This window comes from Streptomyces viridifaciens (assembly GCF_001888885.2).
Classification (GTDB): domain Bacteria; phylum Actinomycetota; class Actinomycetes; order Streptomycetales; family Streptomycetaceae; genus Kitasatospora; species Kitasatospora aureofaciens.
The window spans coordinates 5,771,450-5,788,532 of sequence record NZ_CP090841.1 but is presented as its reverse complement, the minus strand read 5'-3'; the positions used below and the strand labels follow the sequence as shown (position 1 = coordinate 5,788,532).

Below are 17,083 nucleotides of genomic sequence, written 5' to 3'. Positions count from 1 at the left end.
CGCCCCGGGAAGACATGGCCGGGCTCAGCGCACCCAGTTCTTCAGCGGCTCGGTGTCCAGGGAGATGCCGACCGGCTCGGGCAGGCGGACCGTCTTTCCGAAGGGCAGGGTCTGGAAGGGTCTCGTAGCGGACACCGTCGGGCCGGCTGCGCACGAGGACCTCGGCGGAGTCCCGGTCGATCAGCAGGTAGACGGGGATGCCGGTCTCGGCGTAGGCCCGCGGCTTCTCGACGCGGTCGCGGCGGTCCGTGTCGGAATCGAACGAGGTGACCTCCGCGACCATGAGCACCCGGTCGGGAGCGGCCCAGTCACCGTGACCGACGAACGCGTCGGCGTCGGCCAAGGTGCCGTCCGGGCGGGCGAATCCTCCTCGACAGCCTTGCACCTTGAGGCCTTGGTCATGCAGGTAGAGTTCCGGCCGAGCCTGGATGCAGATGCGGAGCAGCCACTGGATGATGCGGCCGTGGTCGCCGTCCGGCACGGGTTTGACCCCCAGCTTCCCGTTGATGAACTCCGGCCGTACACCTTCGGCGGTCGTGGCCAGATGACGAGCGAACTGCTCGAACTCCTCGGGCAGCATCTGCGGGCGGTCGGAGAGCGCAGTCACGGGCCTTGCTCCTTCGCCTAGGCACCCGCCGGGAGAACGAGCACACCGGCGAGCGGTTACGGAGCGTCTGGCTTCCGACGATACCGACCACGTCCGACGACCGCCCTGATGTGATGCGGGTCACATCACGGGCGGAAATTACGGGGACGGATTCCCCGTTTTCCAGTACGTTGGTAGAAGCGGGGACAACTTCCCCGGTATCCTGGAGGAGCAGTAGCCATGACCACCGTCGCCGCCGAGACGGCCCGTTGCCCGGGGAGCGTGCGCACGCCGAAGCTGCGTGCGGACGCCAGCCGGAACCGGGAGCGGATCGTGCTGGCAGCCCGGGACGCGTTCGTCGAGCACGGCGCGGACGTGCCGCTGGACGAGATCGCGAAGCGGGCGGGGGTCGGCAATGCCACGCTGTACCGGAACTTCCCGGACCGGGTGGCGTTGATCCGCGAGGTGGCACTGCTCGTCAAGAACCGCATCCTGGCGCTCGCCGAGACGGCGACTGCGGAGGCGGATGCGCCTGACGGCGGAGGCCCGTTCGACGCTCTGCAACGGTTCGTGCACGCGAACGTCGCGGAGAAGATCGGCGGCCTCTGCACCTTGTTCAGTAGCCACATCGACCCGCACGACCCAGACCTGACCGAGGTCCGGGAGCGCCTGCAGTCCGCCGTGGGCGGGCTGATGGAGCGCGCCCGGGCCGCGGGCGAGCTGCGGCCGGACGTCGACCACGGCGACCTGTTCATCGCGATGAGCCAGCTGACCCGACCGCTTCCGAACACCTCCTGCCGGCTGCTCGACGAGTTCGTCCACCGGCACCTGCAGATCTTCCTGGACGGTCTGCGCACGCCCGTCCGTTCGGTCCTGCCCGGCCGGGCCGCGACCTTCGAGGACTTCCAGACCAAGAACTGACCGACCACCAGCACCGACCCGACGCGCCGCTGGCCGGCGCCGCCTCCGACGCGTTCGCGCGCCCTCGCACCCGTACGGCAACCTGCCGGTGCCGTACGGCAGTTGACCGTTCTCGCACACCCACGCACCGTGAAATGGGTACCCCCATGTCTCAAACCGACGCCCGCCCGGCGACGCTGCCCGATCCCAGGCGCTGGAAGGCCCTGATCTTCATCGGCCTCGCCCAGCTGATGGTCGTCCTCGACGCCACCATCGTGAACATCGCCCTGCCGTCCGCCCAGCGGGACCTCGGCATATCCGACGGCAACCGCCAGTGGGTGATCACCGCCTACGCGCTCGCCTTCGGCGGCCTGCTGCTGTTCGGTGGCCGGATCGCGGACCTGTGGGGCCGCAAGCGGACCTTCATCGTCGGCCTGACCGGCTTCGCCCTGGCGTCCGCGCTCGGCGGCGCCGCGGTCAACACCGCGATGCTGCTGGGCTCCCGCGCCCTCCAGGGCGTGTTCGGCGCGCTGCTGGCGCCGGCCGCGCTGTCGCTGCTCGCGGTGACCTTCACCGAGGCCAAGGAGCGCGCCAAGGCCTTCGGCATCTACGGCGCGATCGCCGGTGGCGGTGGTGCCATCGGTCTGATCCTCGGCGGTTTCCTGACCGAGTACATGAACTGGCGCTGGACCTTCTTCGTCAACATCCCGTTCGCCGTCGTGGCCGCCACCGGCGCCGTCATGGTGATCCGCGAGCCCGCCGAGGGCCGCAACCGCAACAAGCTGGACGTCCCCGGCGTGCTGCTGGTGACCACCGGCCTGGTCTCGCTGGTGTACGGCTTCACCCGCGCCGAGTCCAGCGGCTGGACGGCCGGCAGCACCCTGGGCCTGTTCGCCGCGGCCGTCGTGCTGCTGACCGCGTTCGCCGTGGTCGAGCGCACCGTCAAGGCCCCGCTGCTGCCCCTGCGCGTGGCCCTGGACCGCAACCGCGGTGGGGTGTACCTGTCGCTGGGCATGGCCGTGATCGGCATGTTCGGTCTGTTCCTCTTCCTGACCTACTACCTGCAGGTCGTGCGCGGCTACAGCCCGGTGCTGACCGGCGTGGCCTTCCTGCCGATGGTGGCGGGCATGATCACCGGCTCGACCCAGATCGGCGCCCGCCTGATGACCCGCGTCCCGGCGCGGTTCCTGATGGCCCCCGGCTTCCTGACCGCCTCGATCGGCATGTTCCTGCTGACCCACATCGGCCTGGACACCTCCTACCCGGCACTGATCCTGCCCGGCCTGATCCTGATGGGCCTCGGCATGGGCACCGCCTTCATGCCGGCCATGAGCCTGGCCACCCACGGCGTCCAGCCGCGGGACGCGGGCGTGGCCTCGGCCATGGTCAACACCTCCCAGCAGGTCGGCGGTGCCATCGGCACCGCGCTGCTGAACACCATCGCGGCCAGCGCCACCACCACCTGGCTGACCTCGCACGCCCACGCACTGGCCACCGCCGCCTCGCCCGAGGCCGCCAAGGCCCTGCAGTTCCAGGGCATGGTGCACGGCTTCACCACCGCGATCTGGATCTCCTTCGGGATCCTGGTGGCGGCCGCCTCGGTCGCCTTCACCTTCATCAACGCCGGCCGCCCCGGCGCCACGCGTGCGGCCGCCGGCTCGGACGCGGCGAAGGTCGACGAGGTGCCGGTGCTGGTGCACTGACGCCGGCCGCCCTTCGGGGCGCCGGTCCGTCCCGGTCACGTGGGTGCGTTCGCGGCCCGTCCGGTGTCTCCCCGACACCGGGCGGGCCGCTCGGCGTTTCCGCCCCGGCCGCTCCGCGAACGGACCCCGGGTAGAAGTGGGGAATACCCCCCGATTATTGTGACCCCAGCGCGAACCGGGGAACTATCCCCGTTTCCTTCGGACTGAGGTGCGTGCACATGACCCGGAATCAGAACCCAGGGCGGGGGCGGCGGGCCGCCGACTGGACGGACGGCCGGCTGGGGATCCACACCCTGGCCAGGGCCAACCTGCGGAAGATCTTCCCGGACCACTGGTCCTTCATGCTGGGCGAGATCTGCCTCTACACCTTCCTGATCATCATCCTGACCGGCGTCTGGCTGACCCTGTTCTTCAAGCCCGGCATGGGAGAGGTGGTCTACAGCGGCTCGTACGTGCCGCTCAAGGGGATCTCGATGTCCGAGGCCTACGCCTCGACCGTGGACATCAGCTTCGAGGTCCGCGGCGGACTGCTGATCCGGCAGGTCCACCACTGGGCGGCGATCGTCTTCGTCGCGGCCATGTTCGTGCACATGATGCGGGTGTTCTTCACCGGCGCGTTCCGCAAGCCGCGCGAGATCAACTGGGTCTTCGGCTTCCTGCTGCTGTTCCTCGGCATGCTGGACGGCTTCTTCGGCTACTCGCTCCCGGACGACCTGCTCTCCGGCACCGGCATCCGGTTCATCGAGGGAGTGGTGCTGGCCGTGCCGCTGATCGGCACGTACGTCCAGATGTTCCTGTTCGGCGGGGAGTTCCCCGGACACGACATCATCCCGAGGTTCTTCACCATCCACGTGCTGCTGGTGCCCGGCATCATGCTCGGACTGCTGGTGGCCCACCTGATCCTGGTCTTCTACCACAAGCACACCCAGTGGGCCGGACCGGGCCGGACCGAGAAGAACGTCGTCGGCATGCCGCTGATGCCGGTCTACGCGGCCAAGGCCGGCGGGTTCTTCTTCCTGGTCTTCGGGATCGTCGCGCTGATGTCCGCGGTCGCCACCGTCAACCCGATCTGGTTGTACGGCCCGTACCGTCCGGACCAGGTCTCCACCGACGCCCAGCCGGACTGGTACATGGGCTTCGCCGAGGGCCTGATCCGGGTGATGCCCGGCTGGGAGGTCAGCCTCTGGGGACACACCCTCAACCTCGGGGTGCTGGTCCCGTTCACGCTGTTCCCGGTGATCCTCGGCGCGATCGCGCTCTACCCGTTCGTCGAGAGCTGGGTGACGGACGACGGGCGCGAGCACCACCTGCTCGACCGTCCGCGCAACGCCCCCGTGCGCACCGCCCTCGGCGCGGCCTGGATCAGCGTCTACCTGGTGATGCTCGCGGGCGGCGGCAACGACCTCATCGCCACCCACCTGCACCTGTCGCTCAACGCGATCACCTACGCGGTGCGGATCGGCTTCTTCGTCGTCCCGGTGGCCGTCTTCGTGGTCACCAAGCGCTGGTGCCTGGGCCTGCAGCGGCGGGACCGCGACAAGGTCCTGCACGGCCGGGAGACCGGCACCGTCCACCGGTTGCCGCACGGCGAGTTCACCGAGGTGCACGCCCGGCTCACGCCCGCCGAACTGCACCGGCTCACCGCCCACGAACAGCCCCGCCCCCTCGAACTGCCGCCCGCGGTGGACGAGAATGGAGTGGCCCGGCCGGCGGACGTGCTCACCCGCACCCGGGTACGGCTGTCCCGGGCATTCCACGGCGAGCACGCCCGGATCCCCCGGCCCACCGCCGAGGAGTACCGCGAGATCACCGAGGGCCACGGTCACCACTGACCCCGCCGCCCCCCGCGAGAGGGAGGAGATCATGCACGCCCGAACCGAGCGGCTCGCCGACAGCAAGTACCTCCTGCTGACCACCTTCGGCGACGACGGCAGCCGACAGGACTCGCAGCTGTGGGTCGTGCCCGACGGCACGGCGCTCGGCGTCTGGACCCCCGCCCACTCCGGCGAGGCCGAACGGATCCGCCGCCACCCCAGGGTGCTGATCGGCCCCTGCGACGCCCACGGACGCCCGACCGGGCGCCGGCTCCCGGCCCGCGCCCGGCTCTGCGACGCCGACGCGACCGCGCGCTACCGCACCTCGCTGATCAACAAGTACGGCCTGACCGCGCTGATCGCGCTGGCCCGCAGCCGGTTCCGGGTGGGGCTGGACGGGACGGTCGGGATCCGGATCACGCTGAACGAGCTGGAGCAGCGGCTGGTCGGGCCGGAGTGGCTGCCGCCGGCCACGTACTGCGCCAACTGACCGTTCGCTCGCGGTCAACTGACCTTCCGTTCGTTCCGGTTGGCCCGCCGAGTGGCGGGACCCGCGGGCACGCGGGTCCCGGCACGCGGCGTCACCCCCGGGCGTCAGGTCCCCTCGTCCGGCGCCCGGGCCAGGTCCCCCGGCTCGCAGGCCTCGCGACCGGTCCCCACGTGCACCACCTTGACCGTCCGCTCGGGACCGCCGGGGACGACCTGCTGCTCGTGCCCGCAGCGCGGGCAGATCAGCGGGATGCGCGAACGCTCCGGATCCCGTCCGGCATGGTCACCGGCGGGGTGCGGGGCGGTCACGAGAGCGGATGGGTCGGGACCGGGCTGACCTCCTGGATCTCCCCGTGCGCCTTGGAGAGCAGCTGCGAGGCGAGGTCGTTGAGCGCGCGGGCTCCCGCGATCTCCTCGCCGACCCTCAGCTGTTCCGGGTCGGAGGGGTGGCGGCTGCTGTAGCCGTGGGCGCGCAGTTCGCTCCCGTCGCCGAGCCGGAGCAGGGCGGCCGCGGTCGTCCGCGGGCCGTCCTCGCGAAACTCCATCTCGATGTGCCAACCGACCAGAGTCTGCATGGCGGATCACCTCCATCGGTTACTCCTCCAGAGTGCGCCGCACCCCACGTGAACACCAGGCCAGCCGGAGCGAGGGTGAGTTGAACGCGTTCAAGTCGGCGGCGTAGAGTCACCGGCGGAGCATTTGAACGCGTTCAAGAGGGGGTGGGCCCGCCATGGGCAAGGGCACGACCGAACTGGTGGACCTGCTGGTCCTGCTCGGCATGGGCGCCGTCCTGCCGCTCGGACTGGCCCTGATCGACGAACCCGGACTCGCCCGGGTCCGCCGGCTCTGGCCGCTCGCGGCCGTCCCGGGGGCGCTCTCGCTCTGGCTGCCGCGCGGGGGCCTCGCCACCGGCTGCGCGCTCCTCTACGCGCTCGGCACCCTGCTGGTGGCCCTGCACGCGCCGCTGCGGCTGGCGAGGACCCGCTCGCTCGCCGCCGCCGAGGTCGCCGTGCTCACCGCGCTCACCGCGCCCTCGGTGGCCGGCGTGGCACTGGTCGCCGAGCGCTCCGGTTACCCGCTGTTCGGCTTCGAACCGCACATCCTGGCGCTGACCGTCCCGCACTTCCACTACGCCGGATTCACCGCCGCACTGATCGCCGGGCTGGTCTGCCGCGCCGACCACGGCTCCCGGCCGGCCCGCTGCGCGGCGCTCAGCGTCCCGGCGGGCACCCTGCTGGTGCTGGCCGGGTACTTCCTGGGCGACTGGTGGCAGTTCGCCGGAGCCGTCGTGCTGAGCGCCGGGATGTGGTTGGTCGGCCTGATCAGCTGGCGCGAACTGCGGCCCCGGACGGCGGACCGGGCCACCGCCCGGCTGCTCGCCGCCTCCTCCGCCGTCCTGGCCCTCACCATGCTGCTCGCCCTCTGGTGGGCGCTCGGCCGGGCCGCCGGGCTCCCCCACCCGACCCTGACCTGGATGGCCGCCACCCACGGCCTCGGCAACGCGCTCGGCTTCGCCCTGTGCGCGGTCCTCGCCTGGCGCCGAATCACCACCACCGTGGAGACCCACCGTTGAACGACCACAGCCGCCCCGGCAACGACTACAGCTACCCCGAGCAGGGCGCCAGCCGCACCGGCGACCTGCCCGCCGGCTACCGCCACCTGCGCCACCGGGCCCGGATCGGCCATGGCCGCCCCGCCCTCGACGTCGCCGGGGGCGCCCTGCTCGGCTGGCGGATGCACCGCCTGGCGGGCGTGCGGATCGACGCGGAGGCCGAGGAGGCCGCACCCGGCGTCGCCGTGCGGTGCGCCATCGGCCTCGGCCCGCTGCGGGCGGGCGCGCCCAACCGGGTGCTGGCCACCGTCAACGGCCCGGACCGGTACGGCTTCACCTACGGGACCAGGCACGGGCACCTGGGCCGGGGCGAGGAGACCTTCCTGGTCGAACTGGCACCCGACGGGGCGGTCTGGTTCAGCGTCACCGCCTTCAGCCGCCCGGTCGCCTGGTGGGCCCGGCTGGCCGGACCGCTGTTCCCGCTCCTCCAGCACGCCTTCGCCCGGCGGTGCGGACGGGTGCTGGCCGCGATCGCGGCCGACGCGGCGTAAATCCTCTGGTCGGCCGGCGCGGCCTCCGGCATCATCGCCAGGTGATCACGATGCAGCCGGCACTGGAGACGGGCGCCCCCGACGAGGACTTCGCGCTCTGGCCGACGGCCGCCGTCGAGCCGTACGGATTCCTGGTGCTGGACGGGCGGTTGACGCCGCAAAAGGTCGGCTCCGCGGTGTGGCGGATCGCCGAGGCCAACGAGGACGCCCCTGAGGACGGCCCTGCGCCCGACCCGTCGGCGGCCTTCCTGTACGGGCTGCTCACCGCGGAACACCTGCTCGCCCCCGGCGGCTTCCGGGTGACGGACGGCGTCACCGGCGCCGTCTTCGCACCGGGCTGCTGCAACGGCCTGGAGGAGTGGCGCGAGTGGCTGGACGTGGCGGACGGCACCGCCGAGGGCTGGTTCGGCCACGACCCCCACGCCGCGGCAGAACGCCACGGCGGCACCGTGCGGTTGATGGTGGACACCCGGGCCGGGAGTGGCCAGGTGATCGAGCTGCCGGTGGACGAGCTGCGCCGACTGCTCGCCGGGGCCGAGCAGGACCTGCGCGACTTCGTCCGCCTTGCGGGCTGCTGGGCCGAGCGGCAGCTGCCGGGGCATGCCCGGGCCCTCACCGCCGCACTGGCCCGGGCCCTCGCCCTGGAGCCGTCGCCGTGACCAGCTTCCTCACCCACCGCGCCCGGGTGCACGACGCCGCCCTCCCGCCGTACCGGCGGCACAGCGCCCTGCGGACCTGCCTGACCGAGTTCGCCCCGTACGGCCTCCGGGCGACCTATCACCACCTCACCGTCAGCGCGCGGATGCCCCGGATCCTGGAGGCCGATCCGGACTCGCTGGTGCGGGCGGTGGAGGAGCTGAACGAGGCACGGGCGCTGTGGCTGGCCCGGGCGGAGCAGTACGCGGCGCAGCGGCGGGCGGAGAAGCGGGCCGGGCGGCGGGAGCCGCCGGTCACGGCGTGGTGGGACCGGCCGTGGCCGGGCTCGCCCGATGCGGTGTGGTACCACGACCCCTTCCTGCACCCGCCGTTGAGCCTGCCCGACTACGTCCGGCGGCAGAACGCACTGCTGGACGGGGCCGGACTGCCCGGCTGTCCGGCCTGCGGAGAGGAGGGGCCGGCGGTGCCGGTCCCGACCGGCCACGGCCGGGCCGAGCTGTGCCGCTGCTGCGCACGGGTGCTGGTGCCCTGCCCGTGCGACCGGTGGCACTGCTACCAGCCGCAGCCGCCGGTCGGCTGGAGCCAGACCTGGCGTCGGGCGCACATGACCGGCAGCGGCGAGCCGAACCCGCACTGGCCCACCCTCCTGGAGACGGTCCGGGTCGAGCGGCTGGTCGCGTACGAGTCACCGCACGGGCCGTGCTGAGAACGGCCCGGCCCGGGTCAGGCCTTGTGCGCCGGGACGGAGACCAGCAGGGCGTCGGTGCCCTGGACCCGCACCTCGAAGTGGTCGATGTCGTGCGGCTGGAGGGCCGCGCCGCCGGTGGTGCGCAGCGTCTCCCGGTTGTCCGGCTCGTCGTAGCCGCCGGCCGGGACGCTCCAGGTGGTGACCGTCTGGTGCTCGCCGCCGTGCGAGACGGCGACCAGTCGGCAGGTCAACGGGCCGTGCACGCCGGAGAGTTGGAGGCTGATCTGGCTGCCCCAGGACTGTCCGTTGATGCCGACGGTAGCCTTGGCGCCGGTGGTCGGGTCGGTGGCGCTGAACTGTTCGGCGACGGCGACCACGGAGGGCGTGTTCTCGGCGGTGAGCACCGCGGCCGTGACGGCCGGGCCCGCCGCGATCATCGCGGTGGCGGTCAGGGCGAGGGCCAGCCGACGTATCCGGCCCCGCCGCCGGCCGGCCCTGACCTCGGCGACCAGCCGGTCCAGGAGCCGCCCGCCCGGCATCGGCAGGGGCCCGGCAGGGTCCAGCCCGGCGGCCGCGGTCGAGGCCGCGTACTCGGCCAACACCCGCTGTACGGACTCGAGTTGCCGCACCTCCTCGGTGCACTGCGGGCAACCCGCCAGGTGCCCTTCGAAGGCGGCGTTCTCGGCGGGCTCCAGCACGCCGAGAACGTACGCTCCGACGGCCAGGTGCACGGCTCCGGTGGGCAGGCCGGGATCGGGGGCGGGCCACGTGGTCACGATGTCACTCCCCTTTCCTCCAGCGCGAGCCTGAGCGAGCGCAGTGCGTAGAACACCCGCGACCGGACGGTCCCGGCCGGGATGCCGAGTTCGGTGGCGGCCTCCTTGGCGGTGCGGCCCCTGAGGTAGGTCTCGACGATGACCTCCCGGTGGGCGGGCGAGAGGTCGGCGAGGGCGTCCGCGACGGTCATCATCCGCAGGGCCCGTTCGATGTCGTCCTCGGCGGGCAGTTGCTTCAGGGCCTCCGCGTCGACCTCGTGCGGGCGGGCGCGGGCGCTGCGGTGGTCGTCGATCACGATCCGGCGGGCGACGGTGACCAGCCACGGCCGCAGCGAGTCGACCTGCGGGTCGAGCCGGTGGATGTTGCGCCAGGCCCGGACCAGCGTCTCCTGGACGACGTCCTCGGCCCGCTGGCGGTCGCCCGCGACCAGGTGGAGGACGAAGGCGAAGAGCGGACCGGCGTGCTCGCGGTACAGGGCCCGCATCAGTTCCTCGTCGGCGGCCCCCGCGCCGTGTGCGGCGGAACCGCCGACGGGGTGCTCATCGGTCACCACTTCATCCTTGCGCACCCCGGCCTCCCCGGCGAGGGCGGTGATCGACAGCCGTCAGCGGCCGTCGGTCGTCGTCGGCGGCGGTCGGGCTCGGGGGCGGTCAGTGGCCATCGGTCAGCCCGCCGGTCGGTAGCCCGGGGCGCTGGACGTCGGGGTGGGGTCGGCGGGCCCCGGCGAACCGTTGAGGGTGCCCCGCTCGACGCCGCCGGAGCGGGTGACGGTGCCGAGCGGCTTGCTGTCGGCGCCCTTGGCGGTGACGTTGCCGCGGGCCTGCTCGGGCGGCCGGAGCGTTGCCCAGTTACCGTTGCAGTAGGACTTCGGCGGACTGGTCCCGTCCTGGTCGAAGCGGTAGAGCGTGAAGACCGCACTGTCGGTGACGATCGTGCCGAGCCCGGGGCCGTGCGCGGTCCGCAGGGTGACACCGGCCGGAGCGCCGGTACCGCCGGACGTGCCGGTGGCGCCCGACTTGCCCGACCCGGATGATCCGCAACCGGCCACCCGGGCGGCCGCGGCGGTGCCGGTGGCGGCGACCCGGCGGGTTCGGGGTGTGCTGCGCATGGGGCGCCTCCCGCCTCGGCGAGCGGACTGGACACTCATCTGTACGGACGGTGGCCGCCGCGTGCTCAATCCGGAGGCCGACCGGAATACCCCTGTGGGCATCACCGTTGTCCCGGGCGCACGATCTGTGCCGACACCCGATCTGTACCGCCACCCACCGGAAGGGAAGGATCCGCGAGATGAGCAACACGGTCGAGCTGACCAAGGAGAACTTCGACGACATCGTCCCGGGCCCGGAGGGCAAGGACTTCGTCTTCATCGACTTCTGGGCCGGGTGGTGCGGGCCGTGCCGGCAGTTCGCCCCGGTGTACGAGAAGGCCGCGGAGCGCCACCCCGACCTGGTCTTCGCCAAGGTCGACACCGAGGCCCAGCAGGAGCTGGCCTCCGCGTTCGGCATCCAGTCGATCCCGACGCTGGCGATCATCCGCGAGGGCGTGCTCGTCTTCTCGCAGGCCGGCGCGCTGCCGGAGCCGGTCTTCGAGGACCTGATCGGCCAGGCCCGCAACCTGGACATGACCGAGGTCAAGCGCAAGGTGGCGGAGGAGCAGGCGGCCGAGGGCCAGGCCTGACGGCCAAGGGGTCCGCGGGTGCTCCACCCGCGGCTCCGTCCGGCGCTCCTTCCGCGGCGGGAAATCCGGGCGCGATCCGTCCGGTTCGGCGCCTAGAGTCGCCGGTGACGGGGGTCCCACCGCGGAAGGAGCGTCCACCATGAGCACGTTCGTACTGGTTCCCGGCTTCTGGCTCGGCGCCTGGGCCTGGGACGGCGTGGCCGCGCCGCTGCGCGCGGCCGGCCACCGGGTGCACCCGGTGAGCCTGCCGGGGCTGGCGGAACGGGCGGGCGAGCAGGGCGACTTCGGGCTGGAGGACCACATCGCGGACCTGGCCGAGCTGCTGGTGCGCGAGGACCTGTGGGACGTGGTGCTGGTCGCGCACAGCGGCGCCTGCGCACCGGTGGGCGGCGTCGCGGACCGGATGCCGGAGCGGATCCGGCGGGTGGTCTACCTGGACAGCGGCCCGATGGCCGACGGCGCCTCGGTGTACGACCTCTGGCAGCCCGACTTCCGGGCCGAGGCCGATGCCACGGCGGTCGACGGCCGCTTCCCGATGCCCTCCTGGGAGTACATGACCGCCCACGGGTCCAGCACCGAGGGCCTGGACGACGCCGCCCTCGCGCAGATCCGCACCCGGCTGACCCCGCACCCGGTCGGGGCCTACCGGGACGCGCTGCGGCTGACCGGCGCCGGGGCCGCGCTGCCCCAGGCGCTGGTCTCCTGCTCCTTCCCGCTCGAACAGGTGCGGGCGCTGATCGCGGCCGGGCACCCGTGGTTCGCCGGGATGGACCGGCCAAACTGGGAACTTCGCGAACTGCCCACCGGGCACTGGCCGATGTTCTCCCGCCCCGCCGACACCGCCGCCCTGCTGGCGGAGCTCGCGGCAATCTGAGCCCGTCCGCGTGTTCGCCCGCGCGCGGGCCCCTCCGCGTCGCAGGATGGGGCCCACGCCTGCGGCCGCCGGGAGCGGCCCGCACCGGGCGCAACGACGCGAGGCCCGCGAGACCACGGAGGACGCGACATGACCAGCAGCACCGCCGAGGAGTACGACGTCATCGTCCTGGGCGCCGGCCCGACCGGCGAGAACGTGGCCGACCGGACGGTCGCCGCGGGCCTGCGCACGGTGATCGTGGAGGCCGAACTGGTCGGCGGCGAGTGCTCGTACTGGGCCTGCATGCCGAGCAAGGCGCTGCTGCGCCCGGCGGCCGCGCTGGACGACGCCCGCGCGGTGGGCGGCGCCCGGGAGGCGGTCGGTGGCGGACAGCTGGACGCGGCGGCGGTGCTGGCCCGACGGGACTCCTTCACCTCGCACTGGAAGGACGACGGCCAGGTGCAGTGGCTGCGGGACACCGGCATCGAGCTGGTCCGCGGACACGGCCGGCTGGCGGGCGTGCGGACCGTCGCGGTGGAGGCGGACGACGGCACCGAGCGGGTGCTGACCGCCCGGCACGCCGTCGCGGTGTGCACCGGCAGCCGCCCGGTGCTGCCCTCCGACGTGCCCGGGCTGGCGGACGCCCACCCGTGGACCAACCGGGAGGCGACCGGCTCGCCTACCGTCCCCGGGCGCCTCGCGGTGGTCGGCGGCGGGGTGGTCGGGGTGGAGATGGCCTGCGCCTGGCGGGCGCTGGGCTCCGAGGTGGTGCTGCTGGTGCGCGGCGACGCGCTGCTGCCGCGGATGGAGCCCTTCGCCGGCGAGCTGGTCGCGGAGGGCCTGCGGGGGGCGGGGGTGGACCTGCGCTTCGGTACGGAGGTGACCTCGCTGGAGCGGGCCGGGGCGACCGGGCCGGTGGTGCTCTCCCTGAACGACGGCGAGCGGCTGACCGAGGGCGAGCGGCTGAGCGCCGACGAGGTGCTGTACGCGACCGGACGGGCCCCGCGCACCGCCGACATCGGACTGGAGCAGGTCGGGCTGCGGCCGGGCAGCTGGCTGGACGTGGACGACAGCTGCACGGTGCTGGGCGTGGACGGCGAGTGGCTGTACGCCGCCGGGGACGTCAACCACCGGGCGCTGCTCACCCACCAGGGCAAGTACCAGGCCCGGATCACCGGTGCGGCGATCGCGGCCCGCGCCCAGGGGCGCGCGCTGGACACCTCGCGCTGGGGCGCGCACTCCGCGTCTGCCGACCTCGCCGGCGCGCCGCAGGTGGTGTTCACGCAACCGGAGGTCGCGGCCGTCGGCCTGACCCTGGCGGCGGCCGAGCGGCTCGGACTGCGGGTCAAGGCCGTCGACCAGGAGATCGGCGACGTCGCCGGGGCCTCGCTCTACGCCGACGGCTACCGCGGCCGGGCCCGGGTGGTCTTCGACCTGGACCGGGAGGTGATCGTCGGCGCCTGTCTGGTCGGCCCGGCCGTCGCCGAGCTGCTGCACTCGGCGACCGTCGCGGTCGTCGGCGAGGTGCCGATCGACCGACTCTGGCACGCCGTTCCCGCCTACCCGACGATCAGCGAGGTGTGGCTGCGGCTGCTGGAGGGCTGCCGGGGGTAGCGCCCGGCCCCTGCCTCTGCACGGCCCTTGGCCGGGGCGCGCGGCGCGGCGAGATGTGACCACCGGCGGACGGCGGGACACTGGCGACGGGGCGTGCCGACGCGCCCCGGGGGGCGTCCCGGGGGGCCGTGCTCGTGATCAGGTGGTGTGAGGCATGACCGAGGTGCTGTTGGCCGTCGGAACCGAGAAGGGCCTCTTTCTCGGCCGCAGCCGCGACCGGCTGGACTGGGAGTTCAGCGGGCCGCACTTCCGGATGAACGCGATCTACTCCGTCTCGATCGACCGCCGCGAGGGCCGGACCAGACTGCTGGTCGGCGCCGACAGCAGCCACTGGGGCCCCTCGGTGTGGCGCTCCGACGACCTCGGCGCCAACTGGCACGCGCCGTCCCGACCGGCGATCCGCTTCCCCGAGTCCACCGGTGCCTCGCTCACCCGGGTCTGGCAGCTCCAGCCCGCCGGGCCGGAGGCCCCCGGGGTGGTGTACGCGGGCACCGAACCGGCCGCGCTGTTCCGCTCCACCGACGGCGGCGAGACCTTCGCACTGGTCGAGTCGCTCTGGAACCACCCCCAGCGGCCCGAGTGGGGCGCCGGCTACGGCGGCCAGGGCCTGCACACCATCCTGACCGACCCGCGCGACCCCCAGCGGCTGCTGGTCGCCGTCTCCAGCGGCGGCGTCTACCGCAGCAAGGACGGCGGCGACAGCTGGACCCCCTCCAACACCGGCCTGCGCGCCGAGTTCTTCCCGGCCGAGCGGCAGTACCCCGAGTTCGGCCAGTGCGTCCACAAGATCGCCCCGGACCCGGTCCACCCCGACCGGCTCTACCTGCAGAACCACGGCGGCGTCTACCGCAGCGACGACTGGGGCGGGAGCTGGCGCTCCATCGCGGACGGGCTGCCCGCCGAGTTCGGCTTCGCCGTCGCCGCCCACCCGCGCCGGGGCGACACCGCCTACCTCTTCCCGCTCGGCGGCTCGGACGACCGGATCCCGCCCGGCCACCGCTGCCGGGTCTTCCGCACCACGGATGCCGGCACCAGCTGGGAGCAGCTCGCCGACGGGCTGCCCGGCCAGGACCACTACGGGATCGTGCTGCGCGACGCCCTGCGCACCGACGACGCCGACCCGGCCGGGATCTACTTCGGCAACCGGACCGGCGACGTGTACGGCAGCCGCGACGAGGGCGGGACCTGGTCGCTGCTGGTCTCCCACCTGCCGGACGTGCTCTGCCTCCGCGCGGCGGTGGTGGGCTGAGCCCGGTCCCACCACGAACGCACTGGTCGAAAACCCCTTGCACCGGGCTCCCGCCACTGGTGAGCATGGGCGCCGACGAACGAACTCGTGAACGGGGTGGGTGCCATGGCCGAGGCGGACTGGGTGACCAGGCGGCACGGCGACGGCGTACCGGTCCTGCGGTACCGGTTGGGCGAGCGGGAGGGGCGGCCCTGGGCCGACCTGCTGGAGGTGCTGGACGACTCGGCGGACCCGGCGGAGTACATCCGCGCCGAGCTGCCCGGCTGGGTCGTCTCCGGGCCGCCCGAGCTCGGGCAGCGGCTGCTGGCGCAGGGCGCGACCGCGCTGCGGCACGCCCACACCTTCCGGCGCGACCTGCGCGCCGATCCCCCGCCCGCCGACTGGGCCGGGACTCCACTGCGCGAGGGCCTGCGGGCGGTGCCCTGCGACCGCTCGCCCGAGGAGATGCTGGAGTCCTGGCGGGCCGCCTTCGACCCGGCCCACGTGGACCACTACCCCGGCGACGACGCCCGGGCCGTCGCCGACCGGATCGGCCCGCTGCTGGCCGGGCAGGCCATCGGCCCGGTGCTGCCCTCCAGCCTGCTCGCCGTGGATGCCGAGGACCGGGTGGTCGGCGCGGCCGTGCTGACCGACCGCGACGGCCTGCCCTGGGTCGCCGAGGTCTTCCGCCACCCCCGGCGCGGCTACCGCGGCCTCGGCGCCGACCTGCTGCGCCGGGCGCTCGGTGACGCCGCCCACCGGGGGCTCGCCGACGTGCACCTGGTGGTGACCGAGGGCAACCCGGCCCGCCGGGTCTACGAGGCACTGGGCTTCCTGCGGCAGGAGACCTCCCTGACGGTGATCGTGCCGGACGCCGTCTAAGGCGCGGCGCCGGGCGGCTCCCCGCACGCGGGAACACCGCTGGTCGGAGGTGCTGTGTAGGCTCACTGGTCATGGCGAGGGTGACACGGGACGATGTGGCGCGGGTGGCGGGGACGTCCACAGCGGTCGTGAGTTATGTGATCAACGACGGACCGCGCCCGGTGGCGGCGGCCACCCGGGCCCGGGTCCTCGCGGCCGTGGAGGAGCTCGGCTACCGGCCCAACCGGGTCGCCCAGGCGATGGCGCGGCGGCGGACCAACCTGCTCGGGATGGTCGTGCCGGACGCCCGCCAGCCCTTCTTCGCCGGGCTGGCGCACGCCGTGGAGCAGGCCGCCACCGAGCACGGCCGGCTGCTGCTGATCGGCAACTCCGACTACGCCGACGAGCGCGAGGCGCACTACATCCGGGCCTTCCTGGGGATGCAGGTGGACGGCCTCATCCTGGTCACCCAGGACCCGGCCACCCCCGGGCTGACCGGCTTCGACTCGGCCGACGGCACCCCGGTCGTCCTGCTGCACCACCGCGCCGAGAGCGCCGACGGCGTGGCCGTGGTGGCGGACGACGAGGGCGGCGCCCGCGAGGTGGTCCGTCACCTGCTCGGCCACGGCCACGCCGAGGTGCACTGCTTCGGCGGCACCCTGGCGCTCAGCCCGCTCGACCCGGTCACCGGTCGGACGGCCGGCTGGGCCGGGGCGCTGGCCGAGGCCGGGCTGTCGACCGACGGGCGGCTCACCCGGGCGCCCTTCGACCGGGTCCGGGCGCACGCCGAGGCGCTCGCGCTGCTCAGCCGGCCCGACCGGCCGTCCGCCGTGTTCTGCGCGACGGACGACCAGGCGATCGGACTGCTGCGGGCCGCCGACGACCTGGGCATCCGGGTGCCGGAGGACCTCGCGGTGGCCGGTTTCGACGACATCGCCGAGGCGGTGATCGCCGGACCGGCGCTGACCACCGTCACCACCGCGCAGGACGAGATGGCCCGGGCCGCGCTGGACCTCGTGTTGGGCGGGCCCGAGCGCCGCGCCGCCGGGGACCGGACCTTCCCCGCCAAGCTGGTGGTGCGGCGCTCCTGCGGCTGCCCGGCTGCGCCGGCGCGCTGAGCAACCGCCGTAGGT

19 protein-coding genes and 1 pseudogene are annotated in these 17,083 nt (G+C 73.6%); 14 read left to right on the top strand and 6 right to left on the bottom strand.

Annotated elements, in window-relative coordinates; all coding sequences use genetic code 11:
- Positions 1–24 precede the first annotated feature (24 nt).
- Positions 25–580 (bottom strand): annotated as a pseudogene (locus BOQ63_RS33210) (Uma2 family endonuclease).
- 246 nt (positions 581–826) lie between these two features.
- Here BOQ63_RS33210 and BOQ63_RS33205 point away from each other — a divergent pair.
- The 4 genes from BOQ63_RS33205 (at position 827) to BOQ63_RS33190 (ending at position 5,493) form a co-directional block, all read left to right on the top strand.
- Entirely contained in the window at positions 827–1,507 is a 681-nt protein-coding gene (locus BOQ63_RS33205; RefSeq protein ID WP_030281382.1) for a TetR/AcrR family transcriptional regulator, read from the top strand.
- 146 nt (positions 1,508–1,653) lie between these two features.
- A complete protein-coding gene (locus BOQ63_RS33200; protein ID WP_072655468.1) occupies positions 1,654–3,189 on the top strand; it encodes an MFS transporter in 1,536 nt (511 codons plus the stop codon).
- Between the two features lie 218 nt (positions 3,190–3,407).
- Positions 3,408–5,021, top strand: a complete 1,614-nt coding sequence (gene qcrB, locus BOQ63_RS33195) for a cytochrome bc1 complex cytochrome b subunit (protein WP_072655467.1) — start codon at positions 3,408–3,410, stop codon at positions 5,019–5,021.
- A gap of 31 nt (positions 5,022–5,052) precedes the next feature.
- Positions 5,053–5,493, top strand: a complete 441-nt coding sequence (locus BOQ63_RS33190; RefSeq protein ID WP_063736263.1) for a PPOX class F420-dependent oxidoreductase — start codon at positions 5,053–5,055, stop codon at positions 5,491–5,493.
- A gap of 104 nt (positions 5,494–5,597) precedes the next feature.
- Here the strand turns inward: BOQ63_RS33190 and BOQ63_RS33185 are convergent, their stop codons facing one another.
- Both BOQ63_RS33185 and BOQ63_RS33180 read right to left on the bottom strand, forming a co-directional pair.
- A complete protein-coding gene (locus BOQ63_RS33185; RefSeq protein ID WP_030550969.1) occupies positions 5,598–5,801 on the bottom strand; it encodes a hypothetical protein in 204 nt (67 codons plus the stop codon).
- The gene (locus tag BOQ63_RS33180) at positions 5,798–6,067 is read right to left on the bottom strand and encodes a DUF1876 domain-containing protein (protein ID WP_030281392.1); all 270 of its coding nucleotides are present in this window, start codon (positions 6,065–6,067) and stop codon (positions 5,798–5,800) included. The genes BOQ63_RS33185 and BOQ63_RS33180 overlap by 4 nt, the downstream gene beginning before the upstream one ends.
- A gap of 155 nt (positions 6,068–6,222) precedes the next feature.
- Here BOQ63_RS33180 and BOQ63_RS33175 point away from each other — a divergent pair, with 155 nt between their 5' ends.
- From BOQ63_RS33175 to BOQ63_RS33160, 4 genes are read left to right on the top strand one after another with little or no spacing between them, the layout of a single operon-like run.
- On the top strand, positions 6,223–7,065 hold the full coding sequence (locus tag BOQ63_RS33175; RefSeq protein ID WP_037828796.1) for a YndJ family protein: 843 nt from the start codon (positions 6,223–6,225) through the stop codon (positions 7,063–7,065).
- A complete protein-coding gene (locus BOQ63_RS33170) occupies positions 7,062–7,595 on the top strand; it encodes a DUF1990 domain-containing protein (protein WP_030281396.1) in 534 nt (177 codons plus the stop codon). The genes BOQ63_RS33175 and BOQ63_RS33170 overlap by 4 nt, the downstream gene beginning before the upstream one ends.
- 50 nt (positions 7,596–7,645) lie before the next feature.
- A complete protein-coding gene (locus BOQ63_RS33165; RefSeq protein ID WP_197698069.1) occupies positions 7,646–8,254 on the top strand; it encodes a hypothetical protein in 609 nt (202 codons plus the stop codon).
- Entirely contained in the window at positions 8,251–8,958 is a 708-nt protein-coding gene (locus BOQ63_RS33160; protein WP_072655464.1) for a hypothetical protein, read from the top strand. Before BOQ63_RS33165 ends, BOQ63_RS33160 begins: the two co-directional genes overlap by 4 nt.
- 17 nt (positions 8,959–8,975) lie before the next feature.
- Here the strand turns inward: BOQ63_RS33160 and BOQ63_RS33155 are convergent, their stop codons facing one another.
- The 3 genes from BOQ63_RS33155 to BOQ63_RS33145 all read right to left on the bottom strand — a co-directional run bounded on the left by BOQ63_RS33155 (position 8,976) and on the right by BOQ63_RS33145 (position 10,825).
- The gene (locus BOQ63_RS33155) at positions 8,976–9,716 is read right to left on the bottom strand and encodes an anti-sigma factor (protein ID WP_051746723.1); all 741 of its coding nucleotides are present in this window, start codon (positions 9,714–9,716) and stop codon (positions 8,976–8,978) included.
- Entirely contained in the window at positions 9,713–10,285 is a 573-nt protein-coding gene (locus BOQ63_RS33150) for a sigma-70 family RNA polymerase sigma factor (protein ID WP_078656479.1), read from the bottom strand. Before BOQ63_RS33150 ends, BOQ63_RS33155 begins: the two co-directional genes overlap by 4 nt.
- A 96-nt stretch (positions 10,286–10,381) precedes the next feature.
- Positions 10,382–10,825 carry a hypothetical protein gene (locus tag BOQ63_RS33145; protein ID WP_072655461.1) on the bottom strand — a complete coding sequence of 148 codons (444 nt, stop codon included), beginning with the start codon at positions 10,823–10,825 and terminating at the stop codon, positions 10,382–10,384.
- On the opposite strand from BOQ63_RS33145, the gene BOQ63_RS33140 reads away from it, so the two are divergent.
- The 6 genes from BOQ63_RS33140 to BOQ63_RS33115 all read left to right on the top strand — a co-directional run bounded on the left by BOQ63_RS33140 (position 10,747) and on the right by BOQ63_RS33115 (position 17,068).
- Positions 10,747–11,394, top strand: a complete 648-nt coding sequence (locus BOQ63_RS33140) for a thioredoxin family protein (RefSeq protein WP_079183857.1) — start codon at positions 10,747–10,749, stop codon at positions 11,392–11,394. The genes BOQ63_RS33145 and BOQ63_RS33140 overlap by 79 nt on opposite strands.
- A 139-nt stretch (positions 11,395–11,533) precedes the next feature.
- Complete coding sequence (locus BOQ63_RS33135) at positions 11,534–12,268, top strand: alpha/beta hydrolase (protein ID WP_030281410.1); 735 nt, start codon at positions 11,534–11,536, stop codon at positions 12,266–12,268.
- A 129-nt stretch (positions 12,269–12,397) separates the two neighbouring features.
- Positions 12,398–13,861 carry a dihydrolipoyl dehydrogenase family protein gene (locus BOQ63_RS33130; protein WP_030281412.1) on the top strand — a complete coding sequence of 488 codons (1,464 nt, stop codon included), beginning with the start codon at positions 12,398–12,400 and terminating at the stop codon, positions 13,859–13,861.
- A gap of 154 nt (positions 13,862–14,015) precedes the next feature.
- On the top strand, positions 14,016–15,110 hold the full coding sequence (locus BOQ63_RS33125; RefSeq protein WP_030281414.1) for a WD40/YVTN/BNR-like repeat-containing protein: 1,095 nt from the start codon (positions 14,016–14,018) through the stop codon (positions 15,108–15,110).
- An 87-nt stretch (positions 15,111–15,197) separates the two neighbouring features.
- Positions 15,198–15,971: a GNAT family N-acetyltransferase gene (locus BOQ63_RS33120; protein ID WP_360462596.1), complete on the top strand. Its 774-nt coding sequence runs from the start codon at positions 15,198–15,200 to the stop codon at positions 15,969–15,971.
- Between the two features lie 71 nt (positions 15,972–16,042).
- Positions 16,043–17,068, top strand: coding sequence for a LacI family DNA-binding transcriptional regulator (locus tag BOQ63_RS33115; RefSeq protein ID WP_030281424.1), 1,026 nt, complete (start codon positions 16,043–16,045; stop codon positions 17,066–17,068).
- The last annotated feature ends 15 nt before the right edge of the window (positions 17,069–17,083 follow it).